The following is a 16,939-nucleotide window of genomic DNA, read 5'->3' as shown; positions in this document are numbered from 1 at the left end:
TCCGCCTCAGCTGTCCATCTTCAGGGCATTGATGAAAGCCTGCTGCGGGATCTCGACCTTCCCGAACTGGCGCATCTTCTTCTTGCCCGCCTTCTGCTTGTCCAGAAGCTTGCGTTTCCGCGTGGCGTCGCCGCCGTAGCACTTGGCCGTCACGTCCTTGCGCATCGCCGAGATCGTCTCGCGCGCGATGACCCGCCCCCCGATCGCGGCCTGGATCGGGATCTTGAACATGTGCCGCGGGATGAGCTCCTTGAGCTTTTCCACCATGGCCCGCCCGCGCATGTCCGCCCGGTCGCGGTGCACCATCATCGACAGCGCATCCACCGGCTCGTCATTCACGAGGATCGACATCTTCACGAGGAAATCCTCGCGATAGCCGGTGATCTGGTAGTCGAAGCTCGCATAGCCCTTCGTCACCGACTTCAGCCGGTCGTAGAAGTCGAACACCACCTCGTTCAGCGGCAGGTCATAGACCACCATGGCCCGCGCGCCCGCGTAGCTCAGGTCGAGCTGGATGCCGCGGCGGTCTTGGCAGAGCTTGAGCACATCACCCAGATATTCGTCCGGCACCATGATCGTGGCGCGGATCCGCGGCTCCTCGATATGATCGACATAGGTCAGGTCCGGCATGTCGGTCGGATTGTGCAGTTCCTGCAGCGTGCCGTCCTTCATGTAGATCTGATAGACCACCGAGGGGGCCGTGGTGATGAGGTCGAGATCGTATTCGCGCTCCAGCCGGTCGCGCACCACCTCGAGATGGAGGAGGCCCAGGAAGCCGCAGCGGAAGCCGAAGCCGAGGGCGGCCGAGGTCTCCATCTCGTAGGTGAAGGAGGCGTCGTTCAGCGCCAGCTTCTCGATCGCCTCGCGCAGCGCCTCGAAATCGTTCGCATCGACAGGGAAGAGGCCGCAGAACACCACCGGCTGCGCCGGCTTGAAGCCGGGCAGGGGCGCCGCGCAGCCCTTCTTCTCGTGGGTGATCGTGTCGCCCACGCGCGTGTCGCGCACCTGCTTGATCGAGGCGGTCAGCACGCCGATCTCGCCGGGGCCGAGTTCGGCAATGTCCACCATCTGCGGCTTGAGCACCGCGAGGCGGTCGATGCCGTAGACGGCGCCCGTCTGCATCATCTTGACCCGGTCGCCCTTGCGGATCACGCCGTCCATCACCCGGATCATGACCACGACGCCCAGATAGGCGTCATACCAGCTGTCCACCAGCATCGCCTTCAGCGGCGCGTCACGGTCGCCCTTCGGCGGCGGCAGGCGGTGGACGATGGCTTCGAGCACATCGGGGATGCCCAAGCCCGACTTGGCCGAGATCAGCACGGCCTCCGACGCGTCGAGACCGATCACATCCTCGATCTGGCTCTTCACCCGCTCGGGCTCGGCCGCGGGCAGATCGATCTTGTTCAGCACCGGCACGATCTCGTGCCCGGCATCCAGCGCCTGATAGACGTTGGCCAGCGTCTGCGCCTCGACCCCCTGCGACGCATCCACCACCAGAAGCGAGCCCTCGACCGCGCGCATCGACCGGCTGACCTCATAGGCGAAGTCGACGTGGCCGGGCGTGTCGATCAGGTTCAGCACATAGGTCTGGCCGTCCTTCGCCGGATAGTCGATCCGGACCGTGTTGGCCTTGATGGTGATGCCGCGCTCGCGCTCGATCTCCATCGAGTCCAGGATCTGGGCCTTCATGTCGCGTTCGGCCACCGTCCCCGTCAACTGGATCAGCCGGTCGGCGAGGGTGGATTTGCCGTGGTCGATATGCGCCACGATGGAAAAGTTGCGGATGAGGTCGAGCTGGGTCATGCGCGGCATATAGCCTGTCCCAGCCTCGCCGGGAAGAGGAGAGCGCGTGGGCCGGCGGCTTTGCAGCGGCACGGGTGCCGCGGGTGGGCGCCGGCTCAAGCGGCTGGCGTTGCTGGGAAATCCCTGCGCAAGGCCCGCGGGGTCGCCCCCTGTCGTGGCCGCTCGTTCCCCGGAGGGCGCAGGACTGATTCTATCGCCCGCGCCGCAAACTGTCCGCGCCCGTCACCGCCGGGCCTTCGCGGCCTTGCGGATCGGCGACCCCCGGCGCGAAGGAGAAGATGAGGGGGTGCTGCCAGCCGTTCCCGAGGATGCCCGGGGAAGCGCCGCGCAGGGCGCCTCAAGCCTGAAACGAAAAAGAACCGCCGAAGCGGTTCCGTTTTCAACTCGCTGATCCAGCGAGAGTTTTTGGAGCGGGCGATGAGATTCGAACTCACGACCCTTACCTTGGCAAGGTAATGCTCTACCCCTGAGCTACGCCCGCGTCCTTGGGTGAGCGGGGATTTATAAAGAGCCGCGGGCGGCCGCAAGGGGAAAATTCGGCCCGGCAGAAAAAAGTTCGAAAGGGCCGGCGGGCAGGTGGCCAGGGTCCGCTTCCGAGGCGGAAATGCCTTCTCCCGCCGCCCATCCGCGCTGCCCCCGGGAGGGGCCATCCGGAGCGCGCCGGCCGCGACGTGTCTGCCTCTTGATTGGCTGTCGAACCCTGCGCCGCTCGCCTGCTGCCGCCTGCGTCGGACCCAAGTGAAGCGACGAGACCCTGGCCGACGCGGAGGGGTGAATGGATCGTTTGCCGGCTTCCGCCCGTGTCGGGTCACGTCCGAGCAGCGGCCGCCTCGGACTGCGGAGAGGGTCCGCTGGCTGGAGCTGGGCGTGACGCGGAGACTCCGGCGCTCACGAAGCTCGGCCGCAAGGGGCGGGGAGAGCGGCTCACGCCGGGCTGTCCCGGCACCCGCGCAAGGGAGCAGGCCCGGCGCCTCGGCCCGCTCCCGCGCGCAAGCGTTGGTCGGGAAAGGGCCCCCACGCCCGGTAAGGCGGGGGGCGCTGGCAGCTTCCGAGAGGCTCAGTCCTCGAGTTCGACCAGCAGGTCCTTCGCCTCGATCTGCGCACCGGGTCCGACATGGACGGCCTTCACGGTGGCCGCGCGATCGGCATGGAGCCCGGTCTCCATCTTCATCGCCTCGAGGGTGACGAGGAGATCGCCCGGCTTCACCTTCTGGCCCGCCGAGACCGCCACCGAGGCGACTGAGCCCGGCATCGGGGCGCCGACATGGGAGGGATTGCCATCCTGCGCCTTGGGCCGGGTTGCCGTCTTGGCCTTGACCGCCCGGTTGGCCACGCGGATCACCCGCGGCTGGCCGTTCAGCTCGAAGAACACCTTGGCGTCTCCGTCGTCCGAGGTCTCGCCCACGGCCGACAGCCGGATCTCGAGCGTCTTGCCCGGGTCGATCTCGGCCGAGATCTCCTCGCCCGGTTCCATCCCGTAGAAGAAGGTCCGGGTCGGCAGCGTCCGGACCGGCCCGTAGATCCTGTGACGGGCGCGGTAGTCGGTGAAGACCTTCGGATACATGAGATAGCCGTTCAGATCCTCGGCATCGACAGCCGTGTCGAGCGGATCGTCGTCGCCCTGCTTGATCTCCGACAGGAGCTTCTCGCGCGCGGCCGCGATGTCGACGGGCGGCAGATGCGCGCCCGGCCGCTCGGTCGAGGGCGCCTCGCCCTTCAGCACCTTCTTCAGGATCGGCTCGGGCCAGCCGCCATGGGGCTGGCCGAGATTGCCCTTGAGCATGTCCACGACCGACTCCGGGAAGCTCACCTCGACCTCCGGATCCTCGACCTCTTCCCGCGTCAGCCCCTGCGCCACCATCATCAGCGCCATGTCGCCCACCACCTTCGACGAGGGCGTGACCTTCACGATGTCGCCGAACATCCGGTTCGCGTCGGCATAGGCCTGCGCCACCTCGGACCAGCGTTCCTCGAGCCCCATCGAACGCGCTTGCGCCTTGAGGTTGGTGAACTGGCCGCCGGGCATCTCGTGCAGATAGACCTCGGAGGCGGGCGAGGGCAGGCCCGATTCGAAGGCCGCATACTGCTGGCGCACTTGGCCCCAGTAATCCGAGATCTCGCGGATCGCCGCGATGTCGAGGCCCGTGTCGCGGTCGGTGTGCTTCAGCGCCTCGACGATCGAGCCGAGGCAGGGCTGCGAGGTGCCGCCCGAGAAGGCGTCCATCGCGGCATCGACCGCATCCACCCCCGCATCGCAGGCGGCCAGAACGGTGGCGCCCGCAATCCCGCTCGTGTCATGGGTGTGGAAGTGGATCGGCAGGCCCACCTCCTCCTTCAGCGCCTTCACCAGCACGCGGGCGGCGGCGGGCTTCAGAAGCCCCGCCATGTCCTTCAGCCCCAGCACATGCGCCCCCGCATCGCGCAGCGCGCGGCCCATGCCGACGTAATAGGCGAGGTCGTATTTGGAGCGGTCGGGATCGAGCAGGTCGCCCGTGTAGCAGATCGTGCCCTCGCAGACCTTGTTGGCCTCGATCACCGCATCCATCGCGACGCGCATGTTCTCGACCCAGTTGAGCGAGTCGAACACGCGGAACACGTCGACGCCGGTCTCGGCCGCCTGCCGGACGAATTCCTGCACCACATTGTCGGGGTAATTCGTGTAGCCGACCCCGTTCGAGGCGCGCAGCAGCATCTGCGTCATGACGTTGGGCAGCCGGGCGCGGATATCGCGCAGCCGCTGCCAGGGGCATTCCTGCAGGAAGCGGTAAGCCACGTCGAAGGTGGCGCCGCCCCAGCATTCCACCGAGAAGAGGCCGCCGAGGTTCGCCGCATAGGCCGGCGTGACCTTGATCATGTCGATCGAGCGCATCCGGGTGGCGAGAAGGCTCTGGTGGCCGTCGCGCATCGTCGTGTCGGTCATCAGCACGCGGGTCTGCGCGGCCATCCAGTCGGCCACCGCCTGCGGGCCCTTCTCCTCAAGAAGGGTGCGCGTGCCGGGCTGCGGCGTGCCCCTGGGCTCGGGCGCCTTCGGATCCTTCAGATCCGCCGAGGGGCGAACGCGGCCCGCCGTCTCGGGGTGCCCGTTCACGGTGATGTCGGCGATGTAGGTCAGGATCTTCGTCGCCCGGTCGCGACGTGGCTTGAAGTTGAAGAGATCGGGCGTCGTGTCGATGAATTTCGTCGTGTAGGAATAGTCGAGGAAGCTCGGGTGCTTCAGCAGGTTCTCGACGAAGGCGATGTTGGTGGCCACGCCCCGGATGCGGAACTCGCGCAGCGCCCGGTCCATCCGCGCGATGGCCTTCTCGGGCGTGGGGGCCCAGGCTGTCACCTTCACGAGGAGAGAATCGTAATAGCGGGTGATGACGCCGCCGGCATAGGCCGTGCCGCCATCCAGCCGGATGCCCATGCCCGTGGCCGAGCGATAGGCGGTGAGCCGGCCGTAATCGGGAATGAAATTGTTTTGCGGGTCCTCGGTCGTGACGCGGCACTGCAGCGCATGGCCCGAGAGCTTGATGTCTTCCTGGCTCGGGCAGCCGGTGGCTTCGGCCAGGGTCGCACCTTCCGCGATGCGGATCTGCGACTGCACGATGTCGATGCCCGTCACCTCCTCGGTGACGGTATGTTCGACCTGAACCCGCGGATTGACCTCGATGAAATAGAATTTCCCCGAGTCCATGTCCATCAGGAATTCGACCGTGCCCGCGCATTCGTAGTTCACATGGGCGCAGATCCGGCGTCCGAGTTCGCAGATCTCTGCCCGCTGTTCCTCGGTGAGATACGGGGCCGGCGCGCGCTCGACGACCTTCTGGTTGCGCCGCTGCACGGTGCAATCGCGCTCGTAGAGGTGGTAGATCGCGCCATATTTGTCGCCGAGGATCTGCACCTCGACGTGGCGCGCGCGCTGGATCATCTTCTCGAGATAGCCCTCGCCGTTGCCGAAGGCGGCCTCGGCCTCGCGCCGGCCCTCGCGCACCTTGTCGGCCAGTTCGGCCTCGGAAGTGATCGGACGCATCCCGCGCCCGCCGCCGCCCCACGAGGCCTTGAGCATCAGCGGATAGCCGATCTCGGCCGCCTGCCGCTTGATCTCCTCCATGTCGTCGCCCAGCACCTCGGTCGCCGGGATTACCGGCACGCCCGCCGCCATGGCCACACGGCGGGCCGAGGCCTTGTCGCCGAGCGCGCGCATCGTCTCGGCCTTCGGGCCGATGAAGGCGATGCCTGCCGCGTCGCAGGCCTCGACGAAATCGGGATTCTCCGACAGAAGCCCGTAGCCCGGATGGATCGCGTCGGCGCCCGACATCTGCGCCACGCGGATGATCTCGGGGATCGAGAGATAGGCGCCCACGGGCGAAAGGCCCTCGCCGATCCGGTAGGCCTCGTCCGCCTTGAACCGGTGGAGCGAGAGCTTGTCCTCCTCGGCATAGACGGCGACCGTCTTCTTGCCCATCTCGTTTGCCGCCCGCATCACCCGGATGGCGATCTCACCACGGTTGGCGATGAGGATCTTTCGGAACTCGGCCATGCATTCACCTCCGGGCATTCAGGCTGGTGCGCGAACTCTAGTGGTGCCGCGGTGCGGCGCAATACCACAAGGGCGACCTCCGGGAAGAAAATCTGACCGATCCTGCGCCTGTCCGAACAGGTTTTGTGAACGATTGCAGAACACTTCTTTAACTCCGGGCCGAGGCAGGCTAGATTGGCGGGCATGAGCCAGTTCGATGAAAGCGAAGCCTTCGAGGCGGCCGTGCCGCTCAGCCAGCGCGCCATGGCCGCGCGCCCGCGTCCCTATATCGACGAGCTGAACCCGGCGCAGCGTGCGGCGGTTCTGGCGCTGGACGGACCGGTGCTGATGCTCGCGGGGGCGGGCACCGGCAAGACGAAGGCACTGACGGCGCGAATCGTGCATCTGCTCGATTCGGGCAAGGCGCGGCCGAACGAGATCCTCGCCGTGACCTTCACCAACAAGGCCGCGCGCGAGATGAAGGACCGGGTGGCGCGCCTCCTGGGGCAGGTCGAGGGCATGCCCTGGATGGGCACCTTCCACGCAATCAGCGTCAAGATCCTGCGCCGGCATGCCGAACTGGTGGGGCTGAAGTCGAACTTCACCATCCTCGACACCGACGACCAGCTCCGGCTGCTCAAGCAGCTGATCGTCGCGGCCAACATCGACGAGAAGCGCTGGCCCGCCCGGATGCTGGCCGGCCTCATCGACCACTGGAAGAACCGTGCCTGGACGCCGGCCAAGGTGCCGGCTTCGGAGGCGTCGGCCTACAACAACCGCGGCACCGAGCTTTACGACCAGTATCAGCAGCGCCTGCGCGAGCTGAATGCCACCGATTTCGGCGACCTGCTGCTCCATGTGCTGACGATCTTCCAGACGCACCCCGACGTGCTCGAGCAATATCGCCGCTGGCTGCGCTACATCCTCGTGGACGAATATCAGGACACGAACGTCGCCCAGTACATGTGGCTGAGGCTTCTGGCGCAGACGCACCGCAACATCTGCTGCGTGGGCGACGACGACCAGTCGATCTACGGCTGGCGCGGGGCCGAAGTGGGCAACATCCTGCGGTTCGAGAAGGATTTTCCCGGCGCACAGGTGGTCCGGCTCGAGCAGAACTACCGCTCGACCCCGCATATCCTCGCCGCCGCCTCGGGCATCATCGCGGCCAATGCGGGCCGGCTCGGCAAGACGCTCTGGACCGAGCGGCAGGAGGGCGAGAAGGTCCGCCTGATCGGCCATTGGGACGGCGAGGAAGAGGCCCGCTGGATCGGCGACGAGGTCGAGAGCTTCCAGCGCGGCCGCGGCGACCTCGGGCCTTTCCGCCTCGACGACATGGCGATCCTCGTGCGCGCCAGCCACCAGATGCGCGCCTTCGAGGACCGGTTCCTGACCATCGGGCTGCCCTATCGCGTGATCGGCGGCCCGCGCTTCTACGAACGGCTCGAGATCCGGGATGCGATGGCCTATTTCCGCCTCGCCGTCAGCCCGGACGACGATCTGGCCTTCGAGCGGGTGGTGAACCAGCCGAAGCGCGGACTGGGCGACAAGGCCCAGCAGGAGATCCAGCGCGAGGCCCGCGCCCATGGCACCTCGCTTCTCGAGGGCGCGCGCAGCCTTCTGGCCCGCGGCGGGATCGGCGGGGAGGGGGCGGGGCAGCTCCGCGCCTTCGTCGACGGCATGGATCGCTGGCACGGGATCACGCTCGACCGCGACCATGACCATATCCGCCTCGCCGAGCAGATCCTCGACGAGTCGGGCTACACCGCCATGTGGCAGGCCGACAAGACGCCCGAGGCGCCGGGCCGGCTCGAGAACCTCAAGGAACTGGTGAAGGCGCTCGAGCAGTTCGAGAATCTGCAGGGGTTCCTCGAACACGTCGCCCTCATCATGGAGAACGAGACCGAGGAATCGGTCGACAAGGTCACGATCATGACGCTCCACGCGGCCAAGGGGCTGGAGTTTCCCGTCGTCTTCCTGCCGGGGTGGGAGGACGGGCTGTTCCCGTCACAGCGCGCGATGGACGAGACCGGCCTCAAGGGGCTCGAGGAGGAACGGCGGCTGGCCTATGTGGGCATCACCCGCGCCGAGCAGCTCTGCACCATCTCCTTCGCAGCCAACCGCCGGGTCTATGGCCAGTGGCAGAGCCAGCTTCCGTCGCGTTTCATCGACGAGCTGCCCGCGGCACATGTCGAGGTGCTGACCCCGCCGGGCCTCTATGGCGGCGGCTACGGGGCGGCCGGCATGGCCTCCTCGCTCGAAGCGCAGGCCCTGCGGGCCGATGTCTACGATTCGCCCGGCTGGAAGCGGATGCAGACCCGTGCCGGCGGCCGCCCCATGGCCCAGCCGCGCGAGTCGCGCCATGTCACCATCGACCTCGAGGCCGTCTCGGCCTTCGCCGAGGGCGACCGCGTCTTCCACCAGAAGTTCGGCTATGGCCATGTCATGGGGATCGAGGGCGACAAGCTCGACATCGATTTCGAGAAGGCGGGAGCGAAGAAGGTCGTGGCCCGCTTCGTGGTGGCGGCGCATCAGGCCGACGACATCCCCTTCTAGCGAGAGGGGTCGCACGGGGCCGGGCTCAGCCCCTGCGGGCCGCGCGCTCCGTCGCATGGACCGCAAGCCCCGCGGCGAGCCCCCAGAAGGCGGCTCCGATCCCGGCAATGGCCATGCCCGATCCGGTGACGGTCAGCGTCACCACCGCGGCGAACCTCTGCTCGGGGTGGGCGAAGGCCGCCGTGAGCGCGCCTGTCATCGGCCCGAGCAGCGCCAGCCCCACCAGCGCCGTGACAAGGGCGGGCGGAAGGGCCGCAATGCAGGCGAGGATCGCCGGGCCGAACAGTCCCAGCCCGACCCAGACGGCCGCATAGACGAGCCCCACGATCCAGCGGCGGCTCCGGTCGGGGTGAACCTCGTCGCCGAGACAGATCGCGGCGGTGATGGCCGCCATCGACACCGTATGCGCGCCGAAGGGCGCCGTCAGCGCCGAGAGCCCGCCCGTCACCGTCAGCGCGCTGCGCACCGGAGGCTCGTACCCGGCGGCCCGCAGCACGGCGAAGCCCGGCAGGTTCTGCGACGCCATCGTGACCAGATAGAGCGGCAGACCCAGTCCGATCAGCACCGTCGGATCGAGGGCCGGCGGGATGAAGGTCAGCGTGGGCAGCGTCAGCGGCAGCACCGGCATCGTGGCCTCGCCTGCGAAGGCCAGCGCACTGGCCCCCGCCAGCGCCGCGAGCACGGCCAGCGCAGGGTTCCAGAGCCGGACGAGGGCGAAGACCGCGATGGCGGGCAGGACGAGGAGCGGCAGAGCCTCGGCCGTCCCGGCGAGCTTCAGGCAGAAGGGCAGGAGCACGCCGGCCAGCATCCCGCCCGCGATCCCGTCGGGGATCAGGGCCACGGCCCGGCCGAGCGGCTTCAGCGCGCCTGTCAGGGCGATCAGCAGCCCCGCCAGTAGGAAGGCGCCCACGGCCTCGGGCATCGTGATCCCTTCGGTGGCCGCCACTAGGGCGGCGCCGGGCGTCGACCAGGCGAGGATCACCGGCACACGGCTCCGCCAGCTCAGGAAGGCGCTGCCCACGGCCTTGCCGAGGCAGATCGCCAGCACCCAGCTTGCCGTCTGCGCCTCCGTGGCCCCCAGCGCGGCCGCGGCCGCCAGCACGAGAGCGATGGTCGAGCCATAGCCCACAAGAGCGGCCACCAGCGCCGCCGAAAGCAGGGAAAGACGCATGAGACCCTCCGCCCGAACGGGCCGACTATGCCCGCGCACGGGGCGTGCGCAAGGGGAAGTCCCTCATCGAGCGAAGAAATCCGGTCAGGGAAACGAAGACGGCGGCACCCTGGGGAAGGCGCCGCCGTTCGATCTGGGCCGGTGAGGGAACGCCGGTCCGAAAGGGGAGGCGGCGGCTCCAGGGAGGAGGAGGGAGCCGCCGCTTGGTCATCGGCACCGCGGGAGGAGGTGCAGTACCGAAGTCCGGTGGGAGGGGGCGCAAGGCCCGATCCCGGAAGGGGGGCGACGGCTCCAGGGAGGAGGAGGGAGCCGCCGCTTGGTCATCGGCACCGCGGGAGGAGGTGCAGTGCCGAAGTCCGGTGGGCAGGGGGCGCAAGGCCCGATGCCCGGATCTGGTGCAGCGACCCCAGGGAGGAGGAGGGGGCCGCTGCGGTTCCGATCGGCCAGGGAGGAGGAGAGGCCGTTCGAAGAGGGGGGAAGCTTGCGCTTCGGAAGAAAGGACGGCGACACCAGGGAGGAGGAGAGGCGTCGCCGCTGCTGCTACAGGTCCCGGGAGGAGGTGGGACCTCGCAGGAAACTCAGAGACCGTAGGCGGCTTCCATCGCGATGCGGGTGATCATCGAGCGGTGGATGCCGAGGTCGGCCAGTTCACGGGTCGTCAGCGAGTTCAGTTCGCGCACGGTCTGCCGGTAGATCCGGCGCTGCGCGAGAGCGAGTTTCACCGAAGCCACCAGGGCCGAAACACGGTCTCCCAGACCGTGGTGCCCGATACGGGTGGTGTTTGCGTAAGCCATTTCATCTGCCTCAGGTTCGTCTAGACTGCGCGGACCGGGTTCGTTCGTGACGTCTCCGTCGCGCTGTTAGGGCAAACATGGGCCATTTGCTGCATCTGCACAATGCGCCGCATGGGCAATGCTGCCATGCGGCGTCTGCATGGCTCTCCCGCCCGGATTTGCGCGCTCTTGCAGGCGCTTCGCCCGCTTCGAGGGCGCTTTGAAAACGCGGGCTTGTCCTTTTGTCCAAGCCCTGCAAGCTAGGCCCGCCTGGGTCAAAGGAGAAGGCCATGCCGATCGCTCGTGAATCCGTCCTCGCGGTCCTCGACCGCATCCCGCTGCCGGACGGGGGCACGCTCGTTTCGAGAGATTTGATTCGTGCGCTGACCGTCGAGGGCGACGCGGTGCGCTTCGTGATCGAGGCGCCGAGCGCCGAGGCCGCCCGTGCGCTGGAGCCCGTCCGCGCCGAGGCCGAGCGGGCGCTTCGGGCGCTGCCGGGCATCGCGGGCGTGCAGGCGGTGATGACCGCCCACGGGCCTGCCGCACCGTCGCTCAAGATCGGCCAGCATCCGACGCCGCAGCCTGCCGGGCCCCAGCCGATCGCGGGGATCGACCGGATCATCGCGATCGGATCCGGCAAGGGGGGCGTCGGCAAGTCCACCGTCTCCTCGAACCTCGCCGTGGCGCTCGCGCGGCAGGGTCGGAAGGTCGGCCTGCTCGATGCCGACATCTATGGCCCCTCGCAGGCGCGCATGATGGGCGTGAACCGCCGCCCCGCCTCGCCGGACGGCAAGACGATCCTGCCGCCCTCGGCGCATGGCGTCACCATGATGTCGCTCGGCCTCATGCTGAAGGAGGACGAGGCGGTGATCTGGCGCGGCCCGATGCTGATGGGCGCGCTCCAGCAGCTTCTGGGGCAGGTGGCTTGGGGCGAGCTCGACGTGCTGCTCGTGGACCTGCCGCCGGGAACGGGGGACATCCAGCTCACCCTCTGCCAGCGCACGCAGGTCACGGGCGCCATCGTCGTCTCGACGCCGCAGGATGTGGCGCTCCTCGATGCGCGCAAGGCGCTCGACATGTTCCGCAAGCTGAAGACGCCGGTTCTCGGATTGATCGAGAACATGTCGAGCTACGTCTGCCCGAACTGCGGCCACGAGGCCCATATCTTCGGCCATGGCGGCGTGGCGGAGGAGGCGAGGCGCCTCGACGTGCCGTTCCTGGGCGAGCTGCCCCTCGATCTGTCGGTCCGCCTTGCAGGTGACGAGGGCCGCCCCGTCGCGGCCGGCGAGGGGCCGATCGCCGAGGCCTATGCCGATCTCGCCCGCCGCCTCGTGGCGGGCGGCATGGCCTGAGGCCGGACGCCCCCGGCTCCCGCCCCCTGCTCGGGAGGGAGCCACCTTCCTCATCTGGCCTGTGAGCCGTCCGAAGCCGCCCCGAAAGGGCGGGCTTCGGCCGAGGCTGCGCGCCCACCGGGCGCGAGGGCTTTCCCGGCGCGATCCCGGTCGGGGGAGGGGATGGCCGCAAGGCCACGGGAAATCATGGGATTGAGTCCGCAAGGCCCTCCCGCGGCCGGACTGCGACCCGGAAGACACGGGCTTCCGGGAAATCGTGGGAAAGGCGCCCGGCCGCTGGTGCCTCTCCGGGATTCCATGGAACACAGGCCCTCATGTGCCGATCCCGAGGAATCAAAGCTGCTCACATCCCCGCGATTCGCACCGTCAGGCGGCGACCTGCCCGGACGAATTTAACCGAACATGTGGCAAATTCGCTGCAGCCGCGATTCCCTGTGGGAAATCGTGGGACGGGACAATCCGCGCCTTTTACACAATATTTCGGAGTAGGGGAGTTCTGACTCCCTATATCTGTGGTTGCAGATTGTGCAGCTCGACATGGCCGCTTCGATGACCGTCAGCGGCTTCCCGCGCTTTGGCGCCTGCCGGCCCAATCTGCCCATTGCGTCCCATGAAATCCCATGGCATCCCTAGCTCACGAGATGAGAACGGGACAGTGAACAGGGGCGACAGACCCCGAACAGGCGAAAAGCAGGCTTCATACAGGCACCCGCTTTCATCCAATGACAGATCCGGCGCGCATGCGAGCAGACATCCCCCCAGGTGTGTGTGCGCAGTTGGACACCCAGCGATGGGACAGGCACGGCGGATCGGGCAGTGGCAGCCGCTCGATCCGCCGCTTTCGTTTCCGGGGTGCGCGTTGCGCCTCCCGGGACGGCACCGGACAGTGAAGGAGCCGCAGGGAAGTGGCGGAGGCGTTCAGAGGCGAATACAACCAGAAGGTTGACGCCAAGGCGCGGGTGTCGATCCCGGCCCCCTTCCGTCGTGTCATCGAAGCGGGCGATCCCAAATTTTCCGGCGGCCGGTCGAGCTTCGTGCTCGTCTATGGCGGCGACCGCTCCTATGTCGAGTGCTACACCATTTCCGAGATGGAGCGGATCGAGGAACGGATCCGCAGCCTGCCCATGGGCACGCCCAAGCGGCGCTATCTCGAACGCAACATGATTACCCTCGCGCTCAACATGGAGCTCGACGAGGACGGCCGGATCGTGCTGCCGCCCAAGGGCCGCGAGAAGCTGGGCATCTCGCCCGACGAGCTGAAGGGCGGCACCGAGGCCACCTTCGCGGGCACGCTCAACAAGTTCCAGATCTGGAAGGCCGACACCTACGCAGCCGAGCTCGCCGCCGAAGAGGAGGTGCTCCTGCCTCCGGGGGCGGACATGCTCTCGCTGCTCGAAGATACGGGGCTCTGACCCATGGCCGAGGCCGACACCGAGCGCCGGCCCCACATCCCGGTGCTGCTGCGTCCGCTCCTGGCCGCGGTGGCGCCGGTCGAGGGCACATGGCTCGACGGCACCTTCGGGGCAGGCGGCTATGCGCGGGGTCTTCTCGAGGCGGGCGCGGACCGGGGGATCGGCGTCGACCGCGATCCGCTCGCGCTCGAGATGGCCTCCGCCTGGGCGGGAAGCTACGGCGACCGGCTGCGCCTCGTGGCGGGCACCTTCTCGCAACTCGACAGTCATGCGGGCGCGCCCCTCGACGGGGTGGTGCTCGATCTCGGCGTCTCCTCGATGCAGCTCGATCTGGCCGAGCGCGGCTTCTCGTTCCAGAAGGACGGCCCGCTCGACATGCGCATGAGCCAGGAGGGCGAAAGCGCCGCCGATCTGGTCAATACCGCCTCCGAGGAGACGCTGGCCGACATTCTCTATCACTACGGCGAAGAGCGCGCCTCGCGCCGCATCGCCCGCGCCATCGTCGAGGCCCGCGCCGCGGCACCCATCACCCGCACGCTCGCCCTGGCCGAGATCGTGGCCCGCTGCCTGCCGCGGCCGAAGCCCGGCCAGATGCATCCGGCCACCCGCAGCTTCCAGGCGATCCGCATCGCGGTGAATGCCGAATTCTCGGAACTGGTCGAGGGGCTCGAGGCGGCCGAGCGCGCGCTCAAGCCCGGCGGCCGGCTCGCCGTCGTCACCTTCCACAGCCTCGAGGACCGGATCGTGAAACGGTTCCTCCAGCTCCGCTCGGGCGGCGAGGGGCAGGGCAACCGCTACGCCCCCGAGACGCGCGCCGACGCGCCCCGCTTCACTCTTCCGCTGCGTCGTGCCATCGGCCCGGACGAGGCGGAACTCGCCGAGAATCCGCGCGCCCGGTCGGCCCGGCTGCGGGTGGGTGTCCGCACGGACGCCCCCGCGGGAAAGGTCGATCCGCAGGCGCTCGGCACCCCGCTCATCCCGAAGAAAGGACGCCGCTGAATGCGCCCCGTGCTCTATGTCCTCACCTTCCTCGCCGTGATGGGGCTGGCCTTCTGGGCCTACCGTGAGAACTATGCCACGCAGCAGGCGCTCAAGGACGTCTCGGCGCTCAACCGCGAGATCGCGACCCTGCGCGAGTCGCTCTCGGTGCAGCGCGCGGAATGGGCCTATCTGAACCGTCCCGACCGGCTGCGCGAACTGGCGGCGCTGAACTTCGACCGTCTGGGCCTCCTGCCGCTCGAGGCCGCGCAATTCGGCTCGGCCGCGCAGGTCTCCTATCCGCCGGATCCGCTCCAGGTGGTCACGCCGCAGGATCTGCGGCCGGGCGACATCTCGGGCGAAGTGGGAGAGCCGCTGTGATCCGCACGCCGCTGCGCCCCCTGGCCCGGATCCTCGACGCCCGCGCCAAGGGCGAGAATCCCGATTCCATCGAGCGCGAGAACCGCCGCATCCGCCACGAGGCGATGCGCGACAAGGCGCGCAACCGCGCCGAGGGCCGGCTCCTCCTGCTCGGCCTCAGCTTCTTCCTCGCCTTCTCCGTCATCGGGGCCCGCATGGGGCTTCTGGCCTCGACCCAGCCCATGGAGCCGCGCGCCGCGGCGAGCGGGGCCGAGATCCTGAACCAGCGGGCCGACATCACCGACCGCTCGGGCCGGATCCTCGCCACGAACCTGCTGACCCATTCGCTCTATGCCCACCCGCAGGACATGGTGGATCCCGCCCGGGTCGCCCGCGAGCTTGCGGCGATCTTCCCCGAACTGAACGAAGAGGATCTGGCCAAGCGCTTCACAGACGGCCGCCGCTTCCTCTGGATCCGCAAGAAGCTCTCGCCCGAGCAGATGCAGCAGGTGCATGACATCGGCGATCCGGGCCTGCTCTTCGGCCCGCGCGAGATGCGCCTCTATCCCAACGGCCGGCTGGCCGCCCATGTGCTTGGCGGCACCAGCTTCGGCGCCGAGGGCGTCCATTCGGCGGAAGTGATCGGCACGGCCGGCATCGAGAAGGCGCTCGACACGCGGCTGCGCGATCCGGCGGCAGCCGGAGAGCCGCTGCAGCTCTCCATCGACCTGACCGTGCAGGCGGCCATCACCGAGGTTCTCGGCGCCGGCATGAAGATGATGAACGCCAAGGGCGCGACGGCGATCCTGATGGAGGCGCACAGCGGCGAGATCCTGGCTCTCGCCTCGCTGCCCGACTTCGATCCGAACGACCGCCCGGCGCCCCTCGTCGACCGCAACGCCGATCCCGGCGACAGCCCGCTCTTCAACCGCGCGGTGCAGGGGGTCTACGAACTCGGCTCGACCTTCAAGATCTTCACCGTGGCTCAGGCGATGGAGCTGGGCCTCGTGAATGCGCAGACCATCGTCGATGCCAATGCGCCGATGCGCTGGGGCCGATTCCTCATCAAGGAATTCAAGAACCACAATTACGGCCCGCTCCTGTCGGTCACCGACGTGATCGTGAAGAGCTCGAACGTGGGTGTGGCGCGGCTCGCGCTCCAGATCGGCGGACTGCGCCAGCAGGCTTTCCTGAAATCGCTGGGCTTCTTCGATCCGACCCCGGTCGAGCTGGTCGAGGCGCCCTATGCCCGCCCGCTCGTCCCCGCGAAATGGCCCGAGATCACCACGATCACCACCTCCTACGGCCACGGGCTCGCCGCGAGCCCGATGCATCTGGCCGCGGCCTACGGCACGATCGCGAACGGCGGCATCACCGTGAAGCCCACCCTCCTCCACCAGAACGACCGTCCGCAGGGCCCGCGCGCCATGCGCCCCGAGGTCGCGCGCGATTCGCTCTCGATGCTGCGACAGGTGGTGACGCGCGGCACGGCCTCCTACGGCGACGTCGAGGGCTACGAGGTGGCGGGCAAGACCGGCACCGCCGACAAGCCCAACCCGCGCGGCGGCTATTACCACGACAAGGTGGTGAACCCCTTCGCCTCCATCTTCCCCGCCTCGGACCCGCGCTATGTGCTGATCGTCACGCTCGACGAGCCGGTCGAGACCTCGGGCCCCGAGCCGCGCCGGACGGCCGGCTACACCGCCGTGCCCGTGGCCGCCGAGATCATCCGCCGCACGGCGCCGCTCCTCGGCCTGCGCCCCAAGGTTGAAGCCCCGCCCGTGGATCGGATAACAGCGGTGCGCAACTGACAGGGAGACCGCTGATGGCGGATCGCGCAGCAACACTCTCGGCGCTCGGGCTCACGCCCGCGGGCGGCCGCGGAGGCGACATCGCCGTGACCGGCCTCGCGGTTGACAGCCGGCATGTGCGCCCCGGCACCCTCTTCGCGGCGCTGCCCGGCTCCCGGAGCCACGGCGCGAGCTTCGTGCCCGCGGCGCTCGCCGCCGGCGCCACCGCGATCCTCACCG

General features: G+C 68.4%; 11 protein-coding genes and 1 tRNA gene. 7 read left to right on the top strand and 5 right to left on the bottom strand.

Going from position 1 to position 16,939, the window contains the following annotated elements:
* Positions 1–6: 6 nt before the first annotated feature.
* The 3 genes from lepA to A9O63_RS13635 form a co-directional block, all read right to left on the bottom strand.
* Positions 7–1,806 (bottom strand): translation elongation factor 4, encoded by a 1,800-nt coding sequence (lepA, locus tag A9O63_RS13645; RefSeq protein WP_069332456.1) that lies wholly within the window; start codon positions 1,804–1,806, stop codon positions 7–9.
* Between the two features lie 406 nt (positions 1,807–2,212).
* Positions 2,213–2,287 (bottom strand) — tRNA-Gly (locus A9O63_RS13640).
* A 576-nt stretch (positions 2,288–2,863) separates the two neighbouring features.
* Positions 2,864–6,328 carry a pyruvate carboxylase gene (locus tag A9O63_RS13635; protein WP_069332429.1) on the bottom strand — a complete coding sequence of 1,155 codons (3,465 nt, stop codon included), beginning with the start codon at positions 6,326–6,328 and terminating at the stop codon, positions 2,864–2,866.
* Between the two features lie 183 nt (positions 6,329–6,511).
* Here A9O63_RS13635 and A9O63_RS13630 point away from each other — a divergent pair, with 183 nt between their 5' ends.
* The gene (locus A9O63_RS13630; protein WP_069332428.1) at positions 6,512–8,863 is read left to right on the top strand and encodes an ATP-dependent helicase; all 2,352 of its coding nucleotides are present in this window, start codon (positions 6,512–6,514) and stop codon (positions 8,861–8,863) included.
* 25 nt (positions 8,864–8,888) lie between these two features.
* On the opposite strand, the gene A9O63_RS13625 is transcribed toward A9O63_RS13630, so the two are convergent.
* Together A9O63_RS13625 and A9O63_RS13620 are read right to left on the bottom strand one after the other, a co-directional pair.
* Positions 8,889–10,034, bottom strand: a complete 1,146-nt coding sequence (locus A9O63_RS13625; protein ID WP_069332427.1) for a benzoate/H(+) symporter BenE family transporter — start codon at positions 10,032–10,034, stop codon at positions 8,889–8,891.
* 578 nt (positions 10,035–10,612) lie between these two features.
* Positions 10,613–10,828, bottom strand: a complete 216-nt coding sequence (locus A9O63_RS13620) for a DUF1127 domain-containing protein (protein ID WP_041669202.1) — start codon at positions 10,826–10,828, stop codon at positions 10,613–10,615.
* Positions 10,829–11,097: 269 nt separating this feature from the next.
* Here A9O63_RS13620 and A9O63_RS13615 point away from each other — a divergent pair, with 269 nt between their 5' ends.
* From A9O63_RS13615 to A9O63_RS13590, 6 genes are all read left to right on the top strand, one after another.
* Positions 11,098–12,159 carry an Mrp/NBP35 family ATP-binding protein gene (locus A9O63_RS13615; protein ID WP_069332426.1) on the top strand — a complete coding sequence of 354 codons (1,062 nt, stop codon included), beginning with the start codon at positions 11,098–11,100 and terminating at the stop codon, positions 12,157–12,159.
* Positions 12,160–13,064: 905 nt separating this feature from the next.
* The gene (gene mraZ, locus A9O63_RS13610; protein WP_069332425.1) at positions 13,065–13,571 is read left to right on the top strand and encodes a division/cell wall cluster transcriptional repressor MraZ; all 507 of its coding nucleotides are present in this window, start codon (positions 13,065–13,067) and stop codon (positions 13,569–13,571) included.
* A gap of 3 nt (positions 13,572–13,574) precedes the next feature.
* Positions 13,575–14,570, top strand: coding sequence for a 16S rRNA (cytosine(1402)-N(4))-methyltransferase RsmH (rsmH, locus tag A9O63_RS13605; RefSeq protein ID WP_069332424.1), 996 nt, complete (start codon positions 13,575–13,577; stop codon positions 14,568–14,570).
* Complete coding sequence (gene ftsL, locus A9O63_RS13600) at positions 14,571–14,930, top strand: cell division protein FtsL (protein ID WP_009562985.1); 360 nt, start codon at positions 14,571–14,573, stop codon at positions 14,928–14,930.
* Entirely contained in the window at positions 14,927–16,720 is a 1,794-nt protein-coding gene (locus A9O63_RS13595) for a peptidoglycan D,D-transpeptidase FtsI family protein (protein WP_069332423.1), read from the top strand. The genes ftsL and A9O63_RS13595 overlap by 4 nt, the downstream gene beginning before the upstream one ends.
* A 14-nt stretch (positions 16,721–16,734) precedes the next feature.
* Positions 16,735–16,939: Mur ligase domain-containing protein (locus A9O63_RS13590; RefSeq protein WP_235836989.1), on the top strand; the 205-nt coding region annotated here is incomplete at its 3' end.

The sequence above is a fragment of the Cereibacter johrii genome, assembly GCF_001720585.1.
Lineage (GTDB): Bacteria > Pseudomonadota > Alphaproteobacteria > Rhodobacterales > Rhodobacteraceae > Cereibacter_A > Cereibacter_A johrii.
The sequence above is the reverse complement of the archived record's forward strand: the minus strand, read 5'-3'. Positions and strand labels throughout refer to the sequence as shown.

What these genes read in the sequence shown, in the direction of transcription:
- rsmH (WP_069332424.1), top strand. Translation starts at nt 13,575, where the DNA reads ATGGCCGAGGCCGACACCGAGCGCCGGCCCCACATCCCGGTGCTGCTG.
- A9O63_RS13615 (WP_069332426.1), top strand. Translation starts at nt 11,098, where the DNA reads ATGCCGATCGCTCGTGAATCCGTCCTCGCGGTCCTCGACCGCATCCCG.
- A9O63_RS13620 (WP_041669202.1), bottom strand. Translation starts at nt 10,828, where the DNA reads ATGGCTTACGCAAACACCACCCGTATCGGGCACCACGGTCTGGGAGAC.
- A9O63_RS13625 (WP_069332427.1), bottom strand. Translation starts at nt 10,034, where the DNA reads ATGCGTCTTTCCCTGCTTTCGGCGGCGCTGGTGGCCGCTCTTGTGGGC.
- A9O63_RS13635 (WP_069332429.1), bottom strand. Translation starts at nt 6,328, where the DNA reads ATGGCCGAGTTCCGAAAGATCCTCATCGCCAACCGTGGTGAGATCGCC.
- ftsL (WP_009562985.1), top strand. Translation starts at nt 14,571, where the DNA reads ATGCGCCCCGTGCTCTATGTCCTCACCTTCCTCGCCGTGATGGGGCTG.
- A9O63_RS13630 (WP_069332428.1), top strand. Translation starts at nt 6,512, where the DNA reads ATGAGCCAGTTCGATGAAAGCGAAGCCTTCGAGGCGGCCGTGCCGCTC.
- lepA (WP_069332456.1), bottom strand. Translation starts at nt 1,806, where the DNA reads ATGACCCAGCTCGACCTCATCCGCAACTTTTCCATCGTGGCGCATATC.